Source organism: Arthrobacter zhaoxinii (genome assembly GCF_024385505.1).
Lineage (GTDB): Bacteria > Actinomycetota > Actinomycetes > Actinomycetales > Micrococcaceae > Arthrobacter_B > Arthrobacter_B zhaoxinii.
The window spans coordinates 103,000-118,960 of sequence record NZ_JANFLT010000007.1; the positions used below are offsets into that span (position 1 = coordinate 103,000).

The following is a 15,961-nucleotide window of genomic DNA, read 5'->3' on the forward strand; positions in this document are numbered from 1 at the left end:
TGCATCTCAATTGGTGTTGCCCGGAAAAGCCCGCTATAGTTATTTACGGCCAAACAGCCACGGATGAACTTGAAAGAAACTGATGAGAATCGGTTTTGATACAATAGTTCTTATGCGTGCGTAGCTCAACGGATAGAGCATCTGACTACGGATCAGAAGGTTGGGGGTTCGAATCCCTTCGCGCGCACCACTGAAGACCCGGTCTGACCAGAAGAAATTCTGGTCAGACCGGGTTTTTTCTTTGCCCGGAGTTACCTTGCCCGTCCGGCTGCACTGCGGACCGCCTTCTTCCCCGAGGTAACTGTTGCCCCGCAGCCGGGGGTGGTGCAAGGCTCGGGTCCATGACTGAGACTCAGCAGACCGACGTTGTGGTGATTGGGGCAGGCGCCGTGGGGGAAAATGCCGCCGACCGTATTGTGCGCGGCGGCCTGTCCGCCGTCCTCGTGGAAGCGGACCTGGTAGGCGGCGAATGTTCCTATTGGGCGTGCATGCCTTCCAAGGCGCTGCTGCGGCCCGGCACGGCCCTCAAGGAGGCCCGGTCGCTGGCCGGGTCCCGCGAAGCCGTCACCGGAACACTGGACACTGCCGCCGTCCTGGAACGCCGGAACTCCTTCACCTCCAACTGGGATGATGCGGGCCAGGCGGAGTGGGTCGCCGGCGCGGGCATTGACCTGGTCCGCGGCCGGGCCCGGCTCACCGGGGAACGCCAGGTGGAAGTAGCCACCAAGGACGGCCGGACCCTGCACATCTCCGCACGGCACGCCGTCGTCCTCGCCACGGGCTCCGCCCCCGCCGTTCCTCCCATCGAGGGTCTCGACACGGTGGGCTTCTGGGGCACCCGGGACGCCACCTCCGCCGCCGAAATCCCCTCCCGCCTGGTGGTTATCGGCGGCGGGGTCTCCGGCGTCGAACTGGCGCAGGCCTACGCCCGGCTGGGTTCAAAGGTGGTGGTGCTGGCACGCCACGGCATCCTGGGCTCCTTCCCGGAACCCGCCCGCGCACTGGTCAAGGACGGACTCGAGGCCGACGGCGTCGAGGTACGCACCTCCGCCTTCCCCGCCTCTGTCCGGAAGTCCGACGACGGCGGCGTGGAGGTCACGCTCGAAGGCGGCGGAACCGTCGTCGGAAACCGGCTGCTGGTGTCCACGGGGCGCCGCCCCGCCCTGGCCGGCCTGGGCCTCGAAACGCTTGGCCTGGAAACAAAGACGCTGGACACCGATGATTCCGGCCGGGTTGCCGGTATTGACGGCGGATGGCTGTACGCCGTGGGCGACGCCGCCGGCAAGGCCCTGCTGACCCACCAGGGCAAATACGAGGCACGCGCAACAGGGGATGCCATTGCCGCGCGCGCAAAGCAGGAACCCGGCAGCGCGGAACCGGATGCCTGGAGCCGTTTCACGGCAACGGCGGACCGTTTCGCCGTACCGCAGGTCGTGTTTACCGACCCGGAAGCTGCGATGGTCGGCCGGACCCTAGAACAGGCCCGGGCGGACGGCATCAACGCCTCCGAAACCTCGCTCAACATCGCCGTCGCGGGTTCCGCCCTGTACGCAGACGACTACCGCGGCTGGGCGCAGATGGTGGTGGATGAGGACCGGCGGGTGCTGGTCGGCGTCACCTTCGCCGGGCCCGGCGTCTCGGAGCTCCTCCATTCGGCAACCATCGCGATAGCCGGGGAGGTCCCGCTGGACCGCCTCTGGCACGCAGTGCCCGCGTACCCCACCATCAGCGAGGTATGGCTCCGGCTCCTGGAGAAGTACGGGCTGTAGGTGTCACCGTGTGGCTAAGCTCTCCGCCCAGCTATTTGTACTGACTGGTCAGTTTCCCGTAGGTTGGCAGATGCGCCTCTGAAGCGTGCAGGCGCACAGCGATCCTAAGGACCAGAGGCGAAGACCATGCTTAGTGCGGAAACCCTTTTTGTGAAGGGACGCCACAGTGCGCTCCTTCCCCCAACCTCCCTTGAGGTCGAATCCGGCGGGCTGCTCCTGGTCTCCGGCGGAGACCAGTCCACCCGCACCGCCCTGGCGCTGGTGCTTTCGGGCCGGATGCGCCCCACCTCCGGCACTGTCGAGTGGCGGAGCAATGCGCGGCCGAAGCAGCTGCGCCGGCACTCCGCTCTGGTTGATTCACCGGAGGTCAGCGAACCCGAGCGGCATTTCCGCGTCCGGGACCTCGTTGCGGAGGACCTGTCATTGATCCCGCGCCGGAACCGCCCGCGTACAGATGCTGCCGGCTGGCTGTCCGACGCCGGCCTCTCGGAGCTGGCGCCCCAGTGGATCGAGGAACTCGCACCGGCGGTACGGCTGGATCTGCTGGTGCGTCTCGCGCTGGCGGATTCCGCGGTGGAGCTGCTGGTCTTCGACTCCCCCGACCGCCACGATGCCGATGCCGGCATCTGGCTGCCCGCGCTGGCGGGAAGCGTGTCCTCGTCCTCCCGCCCGGTGACCGCCGTGGCAGTGGTGGCGCAGATTCCGCCCGGGTGGACGGGTCCCGCCGCGTACGCGGGCACCGGCGCCGCCGCCCTCGCTACCGCCGGTGTCCTCGAAGAGGTCTCCGCATGACCGCCCTCCGTTTGGCCCTTGGCGAGCTGCGGCGCATGACGGCCGGCACCCTGCCGAAGCTCGCCATTCTCGCCCTGTCCATGGTCCCCCTGCTCTACGGTGCCGTCTACCTGTATGCCAACTGGGATCCCTACGGAAACCTTGACGGCGTCAAGGCCGCCCTGGTGGTCGAGGACGAAGGTGCGGACACCGCGGACGGCCGGCTCGACGTCGGCGCCACGGTCCGCGAAAGCCTGCTGGAGGACGGTACTTTCGACTGGGAACTGGTGGACAGCGCCGATGCCGCGGACCGCGGGGTAAAGGACGGCACCTACGGCTTCGCCCTCACCATCCCGGAGGACTTTTCCGCCGGCCTGGCCTCGACGTCGGACCTGGGCTCTGCGCGCCAGGCAAGCCTGCACGTGACCACCAATGACGCGAACAACTACCTGCTCAGCAGCATCGTGGACAAACTCACCGCTTCCGTTCATGACAGCGTGGCCACCGACGTCGGCGAGGAAACGGCGAACCGGCTGCTGACCGGCTTCAGCACCGTGCACGGCCAGCTGGAACGAGCCGCCGACGGCGCCGGTGAGCTGGCCGACGGTGCGGCGTCTGCCGATTCAGGAGCCGCAGAACTCGCTACCGGCCTGGGTACCCTGTCCGCCGGAGCCAAGGAACTGGTTTCCGGGCAGGAACAGCTGGTGGCAGGAGCAAACCAGCTGTCGGCCGGAGCCGGCGGCCTGTCCGCGGGAGCCAACCAGCTGTCTTCCGGAGCTGCCGGCCTCTCTTCCGGCCTGGCCCAGCTTTCCTCCTCCACCGCACTGCTTCCCCGGCAGACGCAGCAGCTGGCCGATGGCGCCCGGCAGGTGGCGGTAGGAACGGCTGGCCTGGAATCCGCCCTGGCTGCCTCAGCCGACGCCTCCCGGCAGGGTGTCACCGATGCAGTGACACGGCTGATCCAGCAGGGTGTGCTGACTCCGGAGCAGGCCGGTGCCTTCCAGCAGGAGCTCGCCGCAGGCCAGTCCGGCACCACCGGACTGGAGCAGCTGCAGGCACTCTCGAACGGCGCCGCAGCGGTTTCGGCCGGCGCGGACCAGCTCGCCGCCAGCACCCCGCAGCTGACCTCGGGCATCGCCTCCGCGAATGACGGGGCTGCCCAGGTCTCCGGCGGCGCCGCCGAACTCTCCTCCGGCGCGGCGGAGCTTTCCTCCGGCGCCGCTGGCCTGGCAGGCGGGGAACAGCAGGCCTTGAACGGTTCCCGGGAGCTGGCAGCCGGAGCGGACTCCGCCGCAGCCGGCGCGGGTACCCTCCGCGAGGGGCTGGGCCAGCTCCGTGTCGGGTCTGCCGAGCTGTCCCGGCAGTTGAAAAACGGTGCGGGCAATGTCCCCAACCCAAATGAAGAGGAACGAGCCACGGCCTCCACGGTCATCGCCGACCCGCTGACCGTCAGCACCGTGAACCAGGCAGAAGCCGGCAGCTACGGCGCCGGCCTGGCACCCTATTTCCTGGTCCTGGCCATGTGGGTGGGCATCTTCATGCTCGCGCAGGCCCTGCGCCCCATCAGCCGGCGAGCGCTGGCCTCCAACGTCCCGGCCTGGAAGATCGCACTCGGCGGCTGGCTTCCGTTCCTCGCCGTCTCCCTGGTTCAGGCGACCGTGCTCTATGCAGTGGTCTGCATCGGGCTGGGGCTGGGTCCCGTCCATCCGGTCCTGGCGTGGGGACTGCTCCTGATGGCGTCCATGGCGTTCTCCGCGCTGGTCCAGGGCCTCGTGGCTCTGCTGGGTTCCGTGGGCAAGTTCGCGGTACTGGTCCTGCTGGTGCTGCAGCTGGTCTCCTCCGGAGGCACCTTCCCCTGGCAGACCATCCCTGCACCCCTGCATCTGGCGCACGATGCGCTGCCGATGGGGTACATGGTGAACGGGCTGCGGCAGCTGCTGTACGGCGGGGACCTTTCGCAGGTCACCGCCGTCGCCGTCGGGCTGCTCGGCTACACCGCGGCCGGACTCCTGCTGTCCCTGATGGCCGCCCGGCGGCACCGGCTGTGGACTCTGAAGACGCTGCAGCCGGAAATCGACATCTAGGCCGGTTTCAGGCCCGGCGCACCACGAAGTCGGTGATCCGGGCGTCGCGGCCGTCCAGCTCGGCCCAGGACAGCGCGTGTTCCATGACGGTGAGGCCCGACGTCGGATACCGCGTGGCCATCTCCATGACGGCGTCTTCGTCCGAGTCCGCCGAAGCAAGGCGCATGGCCAGTTCCTGGACGCCGGGAAGGTGCGCGATGACGAGCAGGCTGGTGACCGTGTCCGGTACGTGGTTGATCAGGCTGAGGATCCGCTCCGGCGTCGCTGCATAGAGACCGTCCTCGAGCTTCGCGGTGGGCGCCTTGTCGCCGAGTTCCTTGCAGACCCAGGTGCAGGTCTGCCGGGCACGCAGGGCGGAGGAGCAGAGAATGAAGTCGGGGATGCTGCCGTGTTCGCGCATCCATTGGCCGGCCAGCGGCGCGTCCCGGTGCCCCCGGCCGGAGAGTGGCCGCTCATGATCTGCGACGTCTCGGGGCCAGTCCGCCTTGGCATGGCGGAGGAGCTGGAGTTTCTTCAGGTGGTGGCCGGTCATTTGCTCAGTTTAGCCGCGGACGGAGCCCCCGCTCCGCCCGCTGACCGGCCACCATCCGTAGCATCGAGGCTGCAGACGCTAGATGCTGTACTCCGGTGCGGCCCAGACAACCACCTCGGGGTGCTCGTAGAAGCGATACCCCTGGCCGCGGACCGTGCGTACGGTGTTGGCCAGGCGCCCCAGTTTGGACCGCAGGCGCCGGATGTGGACATCGATGGTGCGTTCGTTCGGCACCTCTTCAGCGTTGCGCCACAACCCGGCGAGCAGCTCTTCACGTCCTACTGTTCGGCTCGCGTTTTCGACGAGGTAGTTCAGCAGTTCGAATTCCTTGAACGTCAGGTTCAGCGTGTCCCCGTCGAGGTGCACCTCGCGGCGGGACAGGTCAATCAGGACACCGGAGGGGCGGACCGCCGCCGGAGGCTGAGGTGCGGGAGCCTGCTGAGGGGCCGACTGCCGCCGAGCGACCGTGGGATCACCGAGAGCCTGGCGGACGACGTCGATATCCGAGCCGGTGGCTCCAGCCGGGGCAAGAGCTACGGCTGCGTGGCTCTGGGCACCGGGAACCAGGGTCTGGACGTGTGCCCGGATTTCCTGCGCAAGTTTGCTCAGGGACGTGCCGTTGGCCGCGGCGGTTTCCTCATCGAGGCCGACATAGATAACGAATCCGCGGGCAGCGGTGTCATTGCTGACCGGCTGCGGTCCGGGAATGCCGCTCGGGGCGACCACCTGCATGGGGGCGGTCATGGGGTACGCGTCCTGGCCGGACACGGCGCGGAGCGGACGGGCTCCGGTGCCGGTGGTGGGCGGAACGCTGTAGGACTGGTTCCCGTACTGCTGGCCGCCGTAGGTATTGGAGAAACCGCCGGCGGACTGGCGCTGGGAACCTGCTCCGGCGCGGTTCTGCGCATTGCGCAGGGAGATGTGGACGTAACCGGATGCTACTGACATGTGGGACCTCATCGTGAATCGACGTCATCACGGCTCGATTGCTGGGGTGTGCCCGGTCGAGACGGCGCCTATTATGCCCGTGGTGGGCCTGAGTCTTACCTGAGGATAGGGGTGGTTCCAAAGGTATGCATTCGACAACAGCTAGTCTCTTCCGAGGCCGGAAGGCCGCCGGCAAAGACTGCGACTGATGCTGCCGTGTTGGTGTTCACACTCCGGATTATTGCATGTAACAAAGGGATCCGCGCAAGTAACAATGGGTCTGTTGTCTCGCATAGTGGACATTTTGTGTCGTTTTGTGACGCAGTTCACAATTAGTTGCAGTGAATACCTATGCGTGAATATGTATAAGAACTAAATTAATTTCGCTCATCCACAAGGGGCGATGCGGGCGATATCGATGTCGTGCAACAAAAAAGGCACCCGCTCCGTAAGTGACCTTACGGAGCGGATGCCGTCAAGCATTATCTGTTTGTCCACATAGTGGACTGAGCGCTAGGACCCCTCGGCTAGCCGCAGGCTGCTGCCTGTCGGGGCAGCGATGTGGTCCGGGGCAGTAGTTAGACGACGCCGTAAAGCCGGTCGCCGGCGTCGCCCAGGCCGGGAACAATGTAGGCGTGCTCATCCAGGCGCTCGTCGATGGAGGCAAGCACCACGGTGACGTTGGCGTCCTGCAGTTCTTCCTGAAGCACCGAGAGGCCTTCCGGGGCGGCCAGCAGGCAGATGCAGATGACTTCCGCGGCGCCGCGCTGGAACATGAACTTGATGGCTTCGCGCAGGGTTCCGCCGGTGGCCAGCATCGGATCCAGAACGAAGACCTGGCGGCCGGTGAGGTCATCCGGCAGGCGCTCGGCGTAGGTGATGGCTTCAAGGGTTTCTTCGTTCCGGGCCATGCCCAGGAAGCCAACCTCTGCCGTGGGAACCAGGCGGGTCATGCCTTCGAGCATGCCCAGGCCGGCGCGCAGGATGGGAACCACCAGCGGGGTCGGCTTGACCAGGCCCGTGCCGACGGCGGCGGTGACGGGGGTCTCGATCGGAACCGGCTCCACGCGGACGGTCCGGGTGGCTTCATAGGCCAGCAGGGTGACCAGTTCTTCCGTCAGCTGACGGAAGATCGGTGACGGGGTGTCCTTGTCGCGGAGAACGGTGAGTTTGTGGGCAACGAGGGGATGATCCACTACAAGTACGCGCATGCTTCAAAACTACCATTGCCCCTGCCCCTCTCTGCGTTCGCCTGCGTTCGCCCGCGCGAGTGCGGATGGGGGACGATGGCAGGCATGGACTCCCTTTCCCGTACACACGAGGCCTGGATGGACCTCGCCCTGGCCGAGGCCCGCAGAGCGCTGGAGACGGGCGACGTGCCGATCGGCGCCGTCGTCCTGGGTCCCGACGGCGAGGTGCTGGGTACGGGGCGCAACGAGCGTGAGGCGACCGGGGACCCGACAGGCCACGCGGAAGTGCTGGCCATCCGGGCGGCGGCGGCCGCCGTCGGCGAATGGCGGCTGGAAGGCTGCACCCTGGTGGTGACGCTCGAGCCCTGCGCTATGTGCGCCGGGGCGATTGTCCTGGCCCGGGTGCCGAAGGTGGTCTTCGGTGCGTGGGACGAGAAGGCCGGCGCCTCAGGTTCTGTGTTCGACATCCTGCGTGAGCGTCGCCTGAATCACTGGGTTGAGGTGTATCCCGGTGTGCGCGAGGAGGAATCTGCGCGCCTGCTGCGGGACTTCTTCGGCTCAAAGCGCAACTCCTAGCGTTCCGCCCGGTTCCGTTTATACGTAGGCTTGCTAATTCCGGAACGCGACAGCTAAAAGGAGTTTCCGTAATGGGATCAGAGCAGGATGGACGGGACACCGTCGTCAAGATTCTCGAAAAGGCCAAGATCGCAACGCTGACCACAGTGGACCTGCAGGGGAACCTGGTCAGCCGGCCGCTGCAGCTGCAGGAGGCGGATTCGGACGGCAACCTGTGGTTCTTCACCCCGGACCCCTCCCCCAAGGCCGACGAGGTCCGTGCCAACCCGCACGTCAACGTCGCGATCAATGACAAAGAAGGCTTCCTGTCCATCAGCGGTACGGCCACGCTGACCAAGGACCAGGGGAAGATTTCCGCGCTGTGGAAGACCTCGGTGGAGGGCTGGTTCGAGAAGGGCCGTGAAGACCCGTCGGTGGCTCTGCTCAAGGTGGACTCGGATACCGCCGAATACTGGGCATCCGATGAACCCAAGATCGCCAGCATGTTCAAGATCGGCAAGGCCGCAGTAACCGGCGGCACTCCCGATATCGGCAAGAACGACGTCGTCGACCTCTAGTTCCTGGGTGCTGGCGGCACTGCTTTTGGGAGTTGGGCCTTCGACCCGGTAAGGTTGACGCGTTGGTGACGTGTCCGAGCGGCCGAAGGTGCAACACTCGAAATGTTGTTTGGTGTAAAAGCCAACGTGGGTTCAAATCCCACCGTCACCGCCAACTGAGAAAGGCCCCGGTTTCCTTGTAAATCAAGGGAACCGGGGCCTTTTGCTTTGCTGATCAGTCGGCATCTGCGGCGTCACTAATCAGCCGGGCAGGGCACCGCCCCGTACCAGAAGCTCGTGGGCGACATAACTCTGGCCAACCACCACGGCCAGCGGATACAAAAGCCCCAGGATGTAGCCCCGCACCCTCCCTTGATGATCCGATGCGGTGGACTTCATCTTCTAACGCGCCCGCCAGATGACGCACAGGGCAATCGGAGCAAGGGATATGAGGGCCGGCATTGTCATTCCGGAGCTACTGGTCCGTGAAGAGGTACGCCCCGAATCTGATAACCGCGTGTCCCACGGGACGCTTTGGAAAACATAGACGGCTATGACCAGACAAATCAGAAGAGCGCCTGCGTAAGCAATATCAAGAACCCGCGGGAGTCTGCGCGCCAGACGCGCGCCCCCCCTCGGCGGCACCCTCCGGGGATTCAACCCCATCGGTGAAACTCGGATTATTGTTCATTGTTCTCGAAAGCCTCCTGCTGCCGACTTTAATCCCGGTGAGCTCGTCATATTCCTATGTCCTAATTTCCGGTCTGAGCGGGAGCCCTTCCGAGCATCACCGCCAACTGGGAAGGCCCCGGTTCCCTGTAACAACAGGGAACCGGGGCCTTCTCTTTGCCCGGCTATCCGTTGATCTCCTCAAAGGACCAGACTTCGGGTGACACGTCAAACCGGTTCATCAGCCAACGGAACGTGTTATCTACCTCTCCGATTTCGAACGAGTACTTTTCACCCGGCTCCAATTCTGCCGCCACAGAGTCGCGGTTCGAAGCGGTAATCCCGGTCTCGTACAAAAGTTCTCCGCACTCCGCCGTGGTGATGTACACCCGGTGATACGGGCCCCCGCCATTGCGCGGGCCGGATACCTTCACCCCCTCGGCTTCCACCACAGTGCATTCAATCCGCGTACGATGGCTCTGGTCGTATAGGGAGGCCAGGGGTGGGACCACGATGACTGCGGCCAAAGACAAAAGCAGAAGGACGGGAAATATCAATCGGGCGGGACGCAGCTTTGTCTGCGGTTTCTGTCGGTTTCCTTCGGCAGGCTCACCGGAGGCCTGTCCATGAGACACATTCATTTCATCGTCCTTTGCGATTGGAGTCCGCGAACCTTTTCCCGCTGCTCTCCCGGATCCTACGGCATTTTACGGCACACTAGGAACACGTTCCCATCCACCGCCACCTCCTAGCATTCCCCCGATCTGAGCATCCCAGACATTCTCTTTTTCGAGGTTTCCTTCGCGCGGCTTTGCCATCTCATTTATTCCACTGGCAACACCATTGACGAGCCGGTCCGAGGCGTCAGTTATCCCGTTTGTCCATCGCACCTCACTCGGCGTTGGAAGAGTGGAGCTCCCCGCAGGGGGCGGCGTGATACCCATATGGCCCAGCACTGTGTCGGACACTTTGGCACTGCCGACGGTTGCAGCGCCGCCGGTTGCAGCGCCCCACATTCCTGCCTGCAAGTACCCCTCCGGAGTTCTCACACCTCCGTAGTTGAACTGGTAATCCAGGAGATTGTCTGTTGCCCCGGACACCATACCCGTCATTGTGTCCTGGGCCAGTTTGGAGGACATGAGCGTGCCAGGCGCCGCGGTGGCGCCAGCCGCCTTAAAGGCGGCACCTGCACCGCCGGAGACCAAACCGGAGGCGGCACCGATTGCCGTGTCCTTGGCGAACTCTCCCCAATCCACTGTTCCTTTATCCCGCTTCTGGGTGATCAGCGACGTTCCGGCAGCAGTCGAGGCACCGGCCGCCATACTCAACAAAATCAAGCCGGCCCCGGTACCTGCACCGGTTAACGACAGCGCGACTCCGAGGACGATCAGTCCAACGCCAATGAGCACGGCATGCTCGTCCGCCCAGTCTCCGAAGTCGGCGAGCATGCTCTGGTTAGCTTTAGCGAAATCCGCCAGCTGCCCGTCCGTGAGCGGCCGCAGACCCGTCGGGTCCGTGGCGTTCAGCGGGTTGTTGCCGGCGTAGGCGTAGGGGTTGCCGTCCCAGCCGGCACCCAGCACGGGATCCAACGGGTCGGTGGACAGGAAACCACGCGTCGCAGGGTCAAAGGCACGCCTGCCCAGCCATTCCAGACCGGCAATGTCCAGGCCGCCGTTTCCAGTAAGACTGATGCCCGCAGGCAGCACGCCGGATAGCCCCGTTGCCCCACCCCCACCGGACATCGCTGCTGCAGTGCTGCCCTCGTAGGAGAAGCCTGCTTCGGGGATAACCGATGCACCCAGCACCGCCCAGGGGTCGGTTTGGCCCGTGGGCCGGGCGGCACGCCAGTTCGGGCTAATCCAAGTATTTCCGAAGCCCGTGACACCGCCGGGCAGTGAAAGGACCTGTTCCGAGCCGAAGCCAGCCAAGGTGGGCACCGGTTTCGCGGTATCCCACCACACCGGGCAACCATCGACAGAAGCGAGTTCGCCCAACGCATCCGTCCACATCCGGTGTTGCGAGCGTGCTGTCCCGTCCGGCGTGTGTTCGGCGGTGGCCTGGAGATATCCCGTTGCGCCCCAGGCATATTCAGCCCAGGATCCATCAGGGCCGATGCTCCGGACCCGGCGACCTAGTCCGTCATGGACGTATTCCGTCCGTGCCCCGTCCGCCTCGACAACCGACTTCAGTTGGCCGGCGGCGTCATACTCGTACACCCGAAGCCCCGCTGGGGTGCTTTCGCGGATCAGCCGGCCACCGGCGTCGTACTCCCACTGCGAATCCAAGGACGTCCCGGACCTGCCTGTCGTGGCGGCAGCAACCAGCTGCCCCGCCCCGTCGTAGCTGTACCGGGTGACAGCACCCGCCCGGGTCAATCCGATAATCCGGCCGTCTTCGCCTCGACCGACGAGGGTTGTCTCCGCGCCGCCTTCAGTGGCTGAGCGGTCCGTGCGGGTGTGTTCAGACAGGTAGCCGTTGCGGTAGACCCATTCCTGCACCAGGTCCCCGGCGGTTGCTGCTGTCGGGCGTCCCGCTGCGTCGTAGGTAAACGATGCTTCGCCCAGCTGAGAATTGCTTACGGTCTTCACCCGCCCGACGGCGTCGCGGCCGTAAGTCGTCGTCGTGCCGTTGGCGTCGGTGAACGCAGTACGGTAGCCGTCCGCGTCGTATCCCCAGGACAACTCCTGCCCGCCGCGGGTGCGGGAGGTCAGCTGGTTACGCCGGTTGAACACGAGTACATGCTCGACCGCCAGTCCGTCGGGTCCGGTGTGGTCGCTGATCACCGCACGACGGTTTTGCAGGTCGCGGTTAATGGCGCCCAGCAGCTTTCCGTTGCGGGAGGTACTCGCCTCCCGTCCGGCTGCGTCATAGGTCCAGGTGGTGGTGTTGCCGTCCGGATCGGTCTGGGACAGCTGCCGTCCTGCCGGATCATAGGTGGCGGTGGTGACCCGGCCCAGCGGATCGGTGACGGCGTTGACCTTATCCGTGTCCGTATAGGTGCGGGTGGTGACCCCGCCCAGCGGGTCGGTGATCCGGATCAGCCGGCCACGGACGTCGTATTCGAACCGGGTCCGCCCACCGACACCGTTGACCGTCTCCACCAGTTCCCCGGCAGTGTTGTATTTAAAGCGGCGGGTCCCGTACCAGGAGTCCTGGGAAAAAGTCAGCCGGCCGGCCTTGTCGTACCCGTACCGGGCGGTCCCGCTTCCGGGGGCAACCCGTAGGACCAAGCGGCCGCAGGCGTCATAGTCGAATCTCTCCACCTCACCGGTGGGAAGGGTGCGAGCAACCACGCGCTGGTCGGCGTCGTAGGCCAGCTCGGTAACCGCGCCCAGCGGGTCAACGGTCTTCCAGGGCCGCCCGCAGACGTCGTACTCGTAGCGGGTGACCGCACCCGACGGCGCCGTGACCGAGGTGATCTTCCCCGCCACGTCACGGCCCAGGACAGTCAACCCGCCCTCGCCGTCAATCAATTCCACCGGGTTCCCGGCCGCATCGTAGGTGGTCAGCTCCGCGGACCCGTCCGCGGTTTCAGCCCGGACCGGACGCCCGTATTCGTCGAAGCTGTAGGTGGCGGAGGAGAACGCGTCGGCAAGGGTCGCAGTGCCGGACTTCCGGTCGGTGGTCACTTCTGCGCGCACACCGGTCGGGTCGACGACGGCGGCCAGGTTTCCGATCTTGTCGTACTCCCGGACCCAGTCGTGGCCGGCGGGGTCGGTGATGCCCGTCAGGCGGGAGAGGGTGTCGTGGGTGAACCCCCAGCGGGCACCGTCGGGCAGGACCGCCGCAACGACGTTGCCGAGTTCATCAAAGATGCGTTCCAGGCTGCGGCCCAGCGGGTCGGTCCTCCGGACCAGTTCCCCGTTGGCGGCGTATTCCACTTCGGTCCGGCCCCCGTCGGGAGCAACAGATGCGGTGATTCGGCCCGCAGAATCGTGTTCAAAGGACCAGACGGCACCGTCGGGGTCTTCCCGCCGGGCCAGGAGGCCCGCCTCGTTATAGATGAAGCGGGTCGCCGCTCCGGACGGGCTGACCGCGGAGACCGGGCGCCCGGCGGAGTCACGAAGGATCTGCGCGGTGTCCCCCAGGGCGTTGCGGGTGGCAATGAGATCGCCGTATTCGTCGTACTCGCACTCAACGGTCACTCCGGCCGGGTCCGTGATCCGGGTCAGAAGCCCGTCCTGCCAGCTGAGTTCCGTGCGGCCACCCAGCGGATCGCTGATCACCGCGGGGTCCCGGCTCAGATCATCGGCGTATTCATAGGTCACGACGGATCCGGATTCGGTGACCAGGGTGGTGATCCGGTCCTGCTCGTCCCACCCGTAGGTGAGGTCCGCCCCTTCCGGAGTGACGGTTCGGGTTTTCCGGCCCCGCGCGTCGTAGGCGTGGACGGTGACAGACCCGTCGCGTTCGGTGAGCGAGACCAGGTTGCCGTGCTTGTCGTAGGCCATCGACTGGCGCTGGTCATGGGAATCCAGGACGCCAACGAGGCGGCCCTTGGGATCGGCGATCCAGGAGTTGGAGCGGGTGCCGTCTTCATCCGAGACGACGGTGACCCGTCCGGGCAGGTAGGCGAAGCGGATGCGGCGGCCGTGCTGGGTGATCTGCAGGATCACCCGGTCCTGCTCGTCGTAGGTGTTCTCCGCTTCCAGGACCCCGGCGGCGGAGTAAACGGCGTCGATCAGACCCTTCCCGTTCCACCGGTAGGTCCGGGTTCCGGTTTCGGTGGTGACCGAAACGAGCCGCCCGGCGTCGTCATACCCGTATTCGGCCCGGCGCCCATCCGAGGCCCGGACCACGGCGGCCAAGCCGTTCACGTAGTCGATGTCCAGGAACCGGCCGCGCACATGGGAAAGGCGGGACACCTGGCCGGCGCCGTCGTCGTCGGTCTCTTCCCGGTGCACGGAGACCGTCCGGCCGGGGCCCGAACCGGTCCCAAGCCAGACACCGGCCAGGCTGTAAGCCCACCAGGCGCCCTGGTTGTCCCGGACCACAAGCAGATCGGTGCTGCCCTCGGGTACGGAAGCCAGTTCCGCGAATGCAGCGGCGCCGGCAGGTTCGCGGGTCAGCCAGTAATTCTCCCCCACCGCCCGGCCCCAGGCCTCGCCTTCACGCGGGAAGTCCACGGCGCGGCCGTCAGCCAGCACCCAGCGGCAGCCCTCATCCGAGAGCACCAGGTGCTGGTCCAGGACCGAGGCCCAGCCCGGGCCGAATACACCTGGAGTCTCCAGGCCTGAGGCCAGCGAGTTGTACATCCGGGAAAACACAAGGTTTGCGGCTGTTCCAGCGAAGCCCAGGTCGGTTTCGGGCTCGATGAAGTTACCCGTGGCCGTGTTCACCGGGTCACTGGCGTAGCCGGTGGTTGGTTTCGCACCCGAAGCGGTGGGCGGATCGATCGTCAGGGCTTGGCGGTTCGCGTCCACCCCAGCGGCTGCCAGCGCAGCCTCCAGGGCAGCATCCGAGAGAGTCGAGACGTCCCCGTTGCTCCCGGCAGATGCGAAAGCCTCTGCAAGGACGTCAGCCCACCGGGCATCGTTTTCATTGGCGTCCAGGTATTCCTTGTAAGCAAGGAGGACTCCGTCAGCGTCGAGGGTTGCCCAGGAGCAGAGCCCCCGGAACGAGGCCAGGTTGCCCTGAAGGCGGGATATGTCGGTCGCCAAGCCGGCGTCAAGCGCACGGGAGCCGGATGCGAAAGAGCGCAGGTTATCCGGTCGCGCCGAGGAGGTCCCTCCCCCGGATCCGCCGCCGGTCCCCAGCACCGGGACCTCCCTATACGCGATGAGGGGGGTGAAGGGGGTAAACACCGGTGCTTTGCCCGGCACCATATCGGGCATATCTTCCACCCCGAAGCGCTCGTCCCAGAACTTCTCCCAGCCGGAACGGGATTTGTATTCACGGACCCACTCGTTGGCTTTCGCACGGCGGGCATCCTCTTCATGGGCGAAGTGGATAAAGGTTCCTAAATACTCGGCCACTTTCCGCAGGGCCCGCTCAAGCTCGTGGGCATCCGTGTACGCCGTTGTGGTGTTTCTTTGAAATATCTCCGAAAAAAGTCCCTTGAAGTCCGCCCTCGCCTGGGTGACCTGGGTAACCCGGGAATATTTAGTCTGTTCCAGAGCGTCAGCGGCGTCCCTGAATGCCCGCTGCATCGTCTCCGCATGGACGTAGCTGAATCGCCCCCGGTGGGCCGTCTCCGCCGGCAACATAGGCATTTCAACTAAATCAATATCGACATCAGACATAATCAGCGCCCCCCACTGAACAAGAACTGGAATAGAACAACCACCAACACCGGTACACCCACGCTGGCATCAACCACGGTGGAAAGCGGCCCGCGGCAACGGGCCGGAAACGAACAGCGGTGCCGGGTTCCCGGCACCGAGGCCGGCAACGGCCGGGCAGCTGACGACCATAGCGGCGTCCGCTGCCCGGCCATTACCCGGCGATATGGACGCTCTAGGCGCCGCCGCCTGCGGAGAAGATGTTTTCCGAGATCTGCTGGAGCTGGGTACGCAGCTGCTCCAGCTCCTCCCGGGCCTTATCCAGGGCCGCCTTGGTTTCCGGCCACGTGGATCCGCGGAACTGCGTGGCCAGGGGGCCATCCCAGACGTTCGGATCGGAAAGAATCTTGCCCTGCGCATCCAGCGCTGCAATCTGTTCCGTGAAACCGCCGTTGATGATGGACTGAACCTGACCAATAGCAGTCTTAGCCTGCTCGGTAGACAACACACGTGACATAAGAATCCCCCTCTAGAGACAACATGTTTTCCGCCGGGCAGGAAAGCGCCGGCGACCGGACGGTCGTGACCATACCAACAATCGTCACCAAAGCCAACAAGATAAATTCCGCGGTTTTTCAGAGGATCTGTACGCTTCGGGAACCCATTATGAATAAGTAGCTTATTTT

General features: G+C 65.2%; 12 protein-coding genes and 2 tRNA genes. 7 read left to right on the forward strand and 7 right to left on the reverse strand.

Annotated elements, in window-relative coordinates; translation table 11 throughout:
- The first annotated feature begins 114 nt into the window (after positions 1-114).
- The 4 genes from NNX37_RS15505 (at position 115) to NNX37_RS15520 (ending at position 4,624) form a co-directional block, all read left to right on the forward strand.
- A tRNA-Arg gene (locus tag NNX37_RS15505) sits at positions 115-190 on the forward strand.
- A 151-nt stretch (positions 191-341) separates the two neighbouring features.
- A complete protein-coding gene (locus NNX37_RS15510) occupies positions 342-1,769 on the forward strand; it encodes a dihydrolipoyl dehydrogenase family protein (protein ID WP_255793650.1) in 1,428 nt (475 codons plus the stop codon).
- 126 nt (positions 1,770-1,895) lie between these two features.
- On the forward strand, positions 1,896-2,561 hold the full coding sequence (locus tag NNX37_RS15515) for an ABC transporter ATP-binding protein (RefSeq protein WP_255793651.1): 666 nt from the start codon (positions 1,896-1,898) through the stop codon (positions 2,559-2,561).
- Entirely contained in the window at positions 2,558-4,624 is a 2,067-nt protein-coding gene (locus NNX37_RS15520) for a YhgE/Pip domain-containing protein (RefSeq protein WP_255793652.1), read from the forward strand. The genes NNX37_RS15515 and NNX37_RS15520 overlap by 4 nt, the downstream gene beginning before the upstream one ends.
- A 7-nt stretch (positions 4,625-4,631) precedes the next feature.
- Here NNX37_RS15520 and NNX37_RS15525 read toward each other — a convergent pair whose 3' ends face one another.
- The 3 genes from NNX37_RS15525 to upp all read right to left on the reverse strand — a co-directional run bounded on the left by NNX37_RS15525 (position 4,632) and on the right by upp (position 7,294).
- Positions 4,632-5,156: a SixA phosphatase family protein gene (locus tag NNX37_RS15525; protein WP_255793653.1), complete on the reverse strand. Its 525-nt coding sequence runs from the start codon at positions 5,154-5,156 to the stop codon at positions 4,632-4,634.
- Between the two features lie 78 nt (positions 5,157-5,234).
- Positions 5,235-6,104, reverse strand: a complete 870-nt coding sequence (locus NNX37_RS15530; RefSeq protein WP_255793654.1) for a winged helix-turn-helix domain-containing protein — start codon at positions 6,102-6,104, stop codon at positions 5,235-5,237.
- Between the two features lie 557 nt (positions 6,105-6,661).
- Positions 6,662-7,294 (reverse strand): uracil phosphoribosyltransferase, encoded by a 633-nt coding sequence (upp, locus tag NNX37_RS15535; RefSeq protein ID WP_255793655.1) that lies wholly within the window; start codon positions 7,292-7,294, stop codon positions 6,662-6,664.
- Positions 7,295-7,378: 84 nt separating this feature from the next.
- Here upp and tadA point away from each other — a divergent pair, with 84 nt between their 5' ends.
- From tadA to NNX37_RS15550, 3 genes are all read left to right on the forward strand, one after another.
- Complete coding sequence (gene tadA, locus NNX37_RS15540) at positions 7,379-7,849, forward strand: tRNA adenosine(34) deaminase TadA (RefSeq protein WP_255793656.1); 471 nt, start codon at positions 7,379-7,381, stop codon at positions 7,847-7,849.
- A gap of 71 nt (positions 7,850-7,920) precedes the next feature.
- Positions 7,921-8,406 (forward strand): pyridoxamine 5'-phosphate oxidase family protein, encoded by a 486-nt coding sequence (locus tag NNX37_RS15545; protein ID WP_255793657.1) that lies wholly within the window; start codon positions 7,921-7,923, stop codon positions 8,404-8,406.
- A gap of 64 nt (positions 8,407-8,470) precedes the next feature.
- Positions 8,471-8,560, forward strand: a tRNA-Ser gene (locus NNX37_RS15550).
- A gap of 86 nt (positions 8,561-8,646) precedes the next feature.
- Here the strand turns inward: NNX37_RS15550 and NNX37_RS15555 are convergent.
- The 4 genes from NNX37_RS15555 to NNX37_RS15570 all read right to left on the reverse strand — a co-directional run bounded on the left by NNX37_RS15555 (position 8,647) and on the right by NNX37_RS15570 (position 15,792).
- Entirely contained in the window at positions 8,647-8,784 is a 138-nt protein-coding gene (locus tag NNX37_RS15555; RefSeq protein WP_255793658.1) for a hypothetical protein, read from the reverse strand.
- Between the two features lie 455 nt (positions 8,785-9,239).
- Positions 9,240-9,695: a hypothetical protein gene (locus NNX37_RS15560; RefSeq protein WP_255793659.1), complete on the reverse strand. Its 456-nt coding sequence runs from the start codon at positions 9,693-9,695 to the stop codon at positions 9,240-9,242.
- A gap of 66 nt (positions 9,696-9,761) precedes the next feature.
- Entirely contained in the window at positions 9,762-15,029 is a 5,268-nt protein-coding gene (locus NNX37_RS15565; protein ID WP_255793660.1) for a DUF6531 domain-containing protein, read from the reverse strand.
- A gap of 481 nt (positions 15,030-15,510) precedes the next feature.
- Positions 15,511-15,792: a pyrophosphorylase gene (locus NNX37_RS15570; protein WP_255793661.1), complete on the reverse strand. Its 282-nt coding sequence runs from the start codon at positions 15,790-15,792 to the stop codon at positions 15,511-15,513.
- Positions 15,793-15,961: the final 169 nt, after the last annotated feature.

Bases quoted from the DNA above. Each gene is read 5' to 3' on its own strand.
- NNX37_RS15510 (WP_255793650.1), top strand. From the start codon at position 342: ATGACTGAGACTCAGCAGACCGACGTTGTGGTGATTGGGGCAGGCGCC.
- NNX37_RS15515 (WP_255793651.1), top strand. From the start codon at position 1,896: ATGCTTAGTGCGGAAACCCTTTTTGTGAAGGGACGCCACAGTGCGCTC.
- NNX37_RS15520 (WP_255793652.1), top strand. From the start codon at position 2,558: ATGACCGCCCTCCGTTTGGCCCTTGGCGAGCTGCGGCGCATGACGGCC.
- NNX37_RS15525 (WP_255793653.1), bottom strand. From the start codon at position 5,156: ATGACCGGCCACCACCTGAAGAAACTCCAGCTCCTCCGCCATGCCAAG.
- NNX37_RS15530 (WP_255793654.1), bottom strand. From the start codon at position 6,104: ATGTCAGTAGCATCCGGTTACGTCCACATCTCCCTGCGCAATGCGCAG.
- upp (WP_255793655.1), bottom strand. From the start codon at position 7,294: ATGCGCGTACTTGTAGTGGATCATCCCCTCGTTGCCCACAAACTCACC.
- tadA (WP_255793656.1), top strand. From the start codon at position 7,379: ATGGACTCCCTTTCCCGTACACACGAGGCCTGGATGGACCTCGCCCTG.
- NNX37_RS15545 (WP_255793657.1), top strand. From the start codon at position 7,921: ATGGGATCAGAGCAGGATGGACGGGACACCGTCGTCAAGATTCTCGAA.
- NNX37_RS15555 (WP_255793658.1), bottom strand. From the start codon at position 8,784: ATGAAGTCCACCGCATCGGATCATCAAGGGAGGGTGCGGGGCTACATC.
- NNX37_RS15560 (WP_255793659.1), bottom strand. From the start codon at position 9,695: ATGAATGTGTCTCATGGACAGGCCTCCGGTGAGCCTGCCGAAGGAAAC.
- NNX37_RS15570 (WP_255793661.1), bottom strand. From the start codon at position 15,792: ATGTCACGTGTGTTGTCTACCGAGCAGGCTAAGACTGCTATTGGTCAG.